This window comes from Blastococcus sp. CT_GayMR20 (genome assembly GCF_004570345.1).
The window spans coordinates 1-4,571 of sequence record NZ_SPQM01000240.1; the positions used below are offsets into that span (position 1 = coordinate 1).

Consider the following 4,571-nt stretch of genomic DNA (forward strand, 5'->3'; position numbering starts at 1 on the left):
CCGGCGCGGCCGTGTGCTGGTGGTGCTCGGCGCGCTGCCGTTCTTCCTGTACGTCGCGATCTTCCTGCTGCTGCCCATCGCGGTGCTGGCGGTGGAGGCCTTCCGGTCGACCGACCCGGTGACCTTCGAGGACAGCTGGTCGACGGCCTCGGTCGCGGCGATCACCGACGGCCCGTACCGCCGCGCCTACGTCGGCAGCCTGCAGTTGTCGGTGATCACCGCGGTCCTCGGCGCCGTCCTCGGTCTGGCCCTGGCCGTCGCGGTGCTCCGCGCGCGGCGGGGGCGGTTGCTGCGTCGACTGGTGCTCACCGCCTCCGGCGTCCTGGCGAACTTCGGCGGCATCCCGCTGGCGTTCGCCTTCCTCGCCACGATCGGTACCGCCGGCGTCGTCACCGCACTGCTGACCGACACCCTCGGCCTCGGCGTCGGCGGGTTCAAGCTGGCCTCGATGACGGGCCTGGCGCTGGTCTACCTCTACTTCCTCATCCCGCTCATGGTGCTCACCATCGTGCCGGCGCTGGAGGCGCTCCGGCCGCAGTGGCGGGAGGCCGCCGACAACCTCGGCGCCACCGGCTGGCAGTACTGGCGCTACGTCGGCGGACCGGTCCTGGCCCCGCCGGTGATCGGCGCGACGATGCTGCTCTTCGCGTCCGCCTTCGCCGCCTACGCGACCGCCCGGGCGCTCGTCGGCAGCAGCATCCCGCTGGTCACCCTGCAGATCGCCGACGCGCTGTCCAGCAACGTCATCGTCGGCTCGGAGAACCTCGGCAAGGCGCTCGCGCTCGGCATGGTCGTGCTGATCGGCCTGGTGATGGTCTTCTACGCCTGGGTGCAGCGCCGGACCCAGCGGTGGCTGTCGTGACCGCGCTGGCCGAGAGCGTCGCCGGGGCCGGCGGCGTCGCGCCCGGGACACCGGTCCGCCCGGGCCGGCGCGGCGCGGGTGCCTGGCGGTTCGCCGTCCTCGCCGTCCTCGGCCTGTACTTCCTGGTCCCGATCGCCGCGTCGGTCTGGTTCACGATCCGCGACCGCGGACGGGGCGGCGTGACCGCCCGGCACTACGCGGCGATCCCGGGCGCCGAGGGCTTCGCCGAGGCGTTCACCCGGTCGCTGGTGATCGCCGGGCTGACCGTCGTGCTCGTGCTCCTGCTCATGGTGCCGACCGTGGTCCTCGTGAACCTGCGGCTGCCCCGGCTGCGGACGGCGGTCGAGCTGCTCACCCTCATGCCGCTGGTCCTGCCGCCGATCGCGCTCGTCGTGGGTGTGCGCAGCGTGCTCGCCTGGGCGCCCGACTACTTCCTGAACACCCCGCTCGCGGAGGCATTCTTCGCCCTCCAGGAACCGTCGCTGCCGTGGATCCTCGTGCTGGTCTACGTCGTCCTCGCGCTGCCGTTCGTCTACCGCGCCCTGGACGCCGGCGTGCGCGGTGCCGACCTGCGCACGCTCACCGAGGCCGCCCGCAACCTCGGGGCGTCCTGGCCCCGGGTGCTGGTCTCCGTGGTGCTGCCGGTGCTGCGCACGTCGGTGCTCAACGCCTCGTTCCTGACCCTCGCCCTGGTGCTGGGGGAGTACACGATCGCCGCGATCCTCGGCTTCGAGACCTTCCCGACCTGGATCGTCCGCATCTCCGGTTCCCAGCCGCAGCTGTCGGTGGCCGTCTCCGTGCTGTCGCTGCTGATCACCTGGGTGCTGCTGCTGCTCATCTCCGCGCTGGACCGCCGGCGGGGCACGAAGGAGACCGCATGACCACCGCCGCCTCCCCCCGGACCGCCGGCCCGGCCGACCTGCGCGAGCGGCCGGGCGTCCCCATCCGCCTCGACGGGCTGACCCGCCGGTACGGCTCGGTGGTCGCCCTCGACGGGCTCGACCTCGACATCGACGCGGGGGAGTTCCTCGCCCTGCTGGGCCCGTCGGGATGCGGGAAGACGACGGCGCTGCGGGCGATCGCCGGCTTCGACCGGCCGGATGCCGGGCGGGTGCTGCTCGGCGGCCGCGACATCACCGACACCCCGGCCAGCAAGCGGGACATGGGCATGGTGTTCCAGGCCTACAGCCTCTTCCCGAACCTGACCGTCGCGGAGAACGTCGCATTCGGGCTCCGCGTGCGCCGTCGCGGCAAGGCCGAACAGGCGGGCCGGGCAGCCGAGCTGCTCGAGCTGGTCGGTCTGGCCGACAGAGGCGGCCGGTACCCGCACCAGCTCTCCGGCGGCCAGCAGCAGCGGGTGGCGCTGGCCCGCGCGCTGGCCGTCGCTCCGCAGGTGCTCCTGCTGGACGAGCCGTTGTCCGCGCTCGACGCCCAGGTGCGCGTGCAGCTGCGCGAGGAGATCCGGCGCATCCAGCTCGAGCTCGGCATCACGACCGTCTTCGTCACCCACGACCAGGCCGAGGCGCTGTCGGTCGCCGACCGTGTCGGGGTCATGCGGTCCGGACGGCTGGAGCAGGTGGCCTCGCCCGACGAGCTCTACGAGCGCCCGGCCACGGCCTTCGTCGCCGAGTTCGTCGGCACGATGAACCGGCTGCCCGCGGTGCTCGCCGGGGGAGGGGTCGAACTGCTCGGTACGCGTCGTCCGGTCGCCGGCGCCGCTCCGGCGTCCGGACCGGTCGTCGGGCTGCTCCGCCCGGAGGCGCTGCACGTCGTCGGCGACGCCGCCGGCACCGGCCGCGTCGTCACGCGCACGTTCTCCGGGGCCTCCACGCGTGTCCTCGTGGCACTGGCCGACGGCGTCGAGGTGCGGGTGGACGTCGCCAGCGCGGGGAGCGCCGATCTCACCCCGGGGACGGCGGTCACCGTCACCCCCGCCGACCGACCCGTGCTCGTCGTCCCGGCCGAGCGGGTGGAACCGTCCGGGCCACCCGCCGGGGCGTAGCGTCGACCTCGTTCTGGTTCGTCACGTGCACCGGCTGTCCGCGCCGGTGCCGGACCGGGAGCACGCCTTCTGCGTGCCGGCAGGTCCGGCTCAGTCAGGTTTCCCCATGAGCACCACCTCCGTCCCCACCGCCGACCGCCTCGTCGACGAGGGCCTCCCCCTCGACGAGGCGGCGGCCGCCTGCGCGGTCTGCCCGCACCCGCTGGCCGCGCACGACCCCATCTCGCTGCGGTTCTGCCGCGCCACGGCGGGCCGGGCGGACGACGCCACGCCCCGCGGATGCGTCTGCCCGTCGTCCTGAGAGCCGGTCGGTGCGTGATCATGCGGGGATGAACGCCGTCCCCGCACCGGGCCCCGATGCCACCGACGTCGACCGTTCCGACCCCGACGGCAGGAGCTGGGTCGACCGCGCCGTGTCGATCGTCGAGGCCGACGCCCGGCGGAGTGCCGACACGCACCTGCTGCTCTACCCGCTGCCGCCGGAGTGGGGCGTCGACCTCTACCTCAAGGACGAGTCGACCCATCCGACCGGCAGCCTCAAGCACCGGCTGGCCCGGTCACTGTTCCTGTACGGGCTCTGCTCCGGGCAGATCGGTGAGGGCAGCACGGTGGTGGAGGCGTCGAGCGGCTCGACGGCGGTCAGCGAGGCCTACTTCGCCCGCATGCTCGGACTGCCGTTCGTGGCGGTCATGCCAGCGACGACCAGCCGGGAGAAGATCGCGCTGATCGAGTTCCACGGCGGCCGGTGCTCCTTCGTCGAGAGCGCGCCGGACATGTACGACCAGGCGCGCCGGCTCGCCGCGGAGTGCGGCGGGCACTACCTCGACCAGTTCACCTTCGCCGAGCGGGCCACCGACTGGCGCGGCAACAACAACATCGCCGAGTCGATCTTCGAGCAGCTCGCGCTCGAGCGGCACCCGCTCCCGGAGTGGGTCGTCGTCGGCGCCGGCACGGGGGGCACCAGCGCCACGATCGGCCGGTACCTGCGCTACCGCCGGCACCCGACCCGGCTGGCCGTCGTCGACCCGGAGAACTCCGCCTTCCTCCCGGCCTACGCGGCGGGGGTGCCGGACTGGACGACGGGACGGCCGTCGCGCATCGAGGGGATCGGCCGGCCCCGCGTGGAGCCGTCGTTCGTCCCGACCATCGTCGACCGGATGCTCGGCGTCCCCGACGCCGCGTCGCTGGCCGCGATGCGCGAGCTGGAGCGGGCGACCGGGCGGCGCGCCGGTGGCTCGACCGGCACCAACCTCTGGGGCGCCTTCCAGCTCGTCGCCGAGATGCTCGCGGCGGGGCGGACGGGCAGCGTCGTCACCCTGCTGTGCGACGGGGGTGAGCGGTACGCGCACACCTACTACTCCGACGAGTGGGTCGCGGAGCAGGGCCTCGATCTCGCTCCGCACGCCGCCACGCTGCGGCGATTCGCCGCGACGGGCCAGTGGACGGCGGCCCGCTGACCGGCCGCGTGACGGTCGTCACCCGCCCCTCGCCGCCCCTCCGCGTTACCAGCCAGTAACCTCCATGATCGGAGCCAGGCGGGCCGTCGTGCCCGCGTCCTGAACGCGTCCTGAGGAAGGTCAGCGCGATGAACATCGTCGTTCTTGTCAAGCAGGTCCCGGACTCCGGTACCGAGCGCAAGCTGGACCCGGCGGACAACACCGTCGCCCGTGCCGGCGCCGACAACGTCATCAACGAGATGGACGAGTA

The 4,571-nt window shown here is 73.4% G+C and carries 5 protein-coding genes; all 5 read left to right on the forward strand.

The features are described from left to right. The coding region (locus E4P40_RS26405) for an ABC transporter permease subunit (RefSeq protein WP_245160610.1) at positions 1-862 on the forward strand (862 nt) is incomplete at its 5' end. Next, positions 850-1,743, forward strand: a complete 894-nt coding sequence (locus E4P40_RS26410; RefSeq protein WP_245160611.1) for an ABC transporter permease subunit — start codon at positions 850-852, stop codon at positions 1,741-1,743. The genes E4P40_RS26405 and E4P40_RS26410, both read left to right, overlap by 13 nt. Further along, positions 1,740-2,864 (forward strand): ABC transporter ATP-binding protein, encoded by a 1,125-nt coding sequence (locus tag E4P40_RS26415; RefSeq protein WP_135161281.1) that lies wholly within the window; start codon positions 1,740-1,742, stop codon positions 2,862-2,864. Before E4P40_RS26410 ends, E4P40_RS26415 begins: the two co-directional genes overlap by 4 nt. Positions 2,865-2,970: 106 nt before the next feature. After that, on the forward strand, positions 2,971-3,165 hold the full coding sequence (locus E4P40_RS26420) for an RGCVC family protein (RefSeq protein WP_135161282.1): 195 nt from the start codon (positions 2,971-2,973) through the stop codon (positions 3,163-3,165). A 28-nt stretch (positions 3,166-3,193) separates the two neighbouring features. Then, complete coding sequence (locus tag E4P40_RS26425) at positions 3,194-4,321, forward strand: PLP-dependent cysteine synthase family protein (RefSeq protein ID WP_135161283.1); 1,128 nt, start codon at positions 3,194-3,196, stop codon at positions 4,319-4,321. Positions 4,322-4,571 lie beyond the last annotated feature (250 nt).

What these genes read in the sequence shown, in the direction of transcription:
- E4P40_RS26420 (WP_135161282.1), top strand. Translation starts at nt 2,971, where the DNA reads ATGAGCACCACCTCCGTCCCCACCGCCGACCGCCTCGTCGACGAGGGC.
- E4P40_RS26415 (WP_135161281.1), top strand. Translation starts at nt 1,740, where the DNA reads ATGACCACCGCCGCCTCCCCCCGGACCGCCGGCCCGGCCGACCTGCGC.
- E4P40_RS26425 (WP_135161283.1), top strand. Translation starts at nt 3,194, where the DNA reads ATGAACGCCGTCCCCGCACCGGGCCCCGATGCCACCGACGTCGACCGT.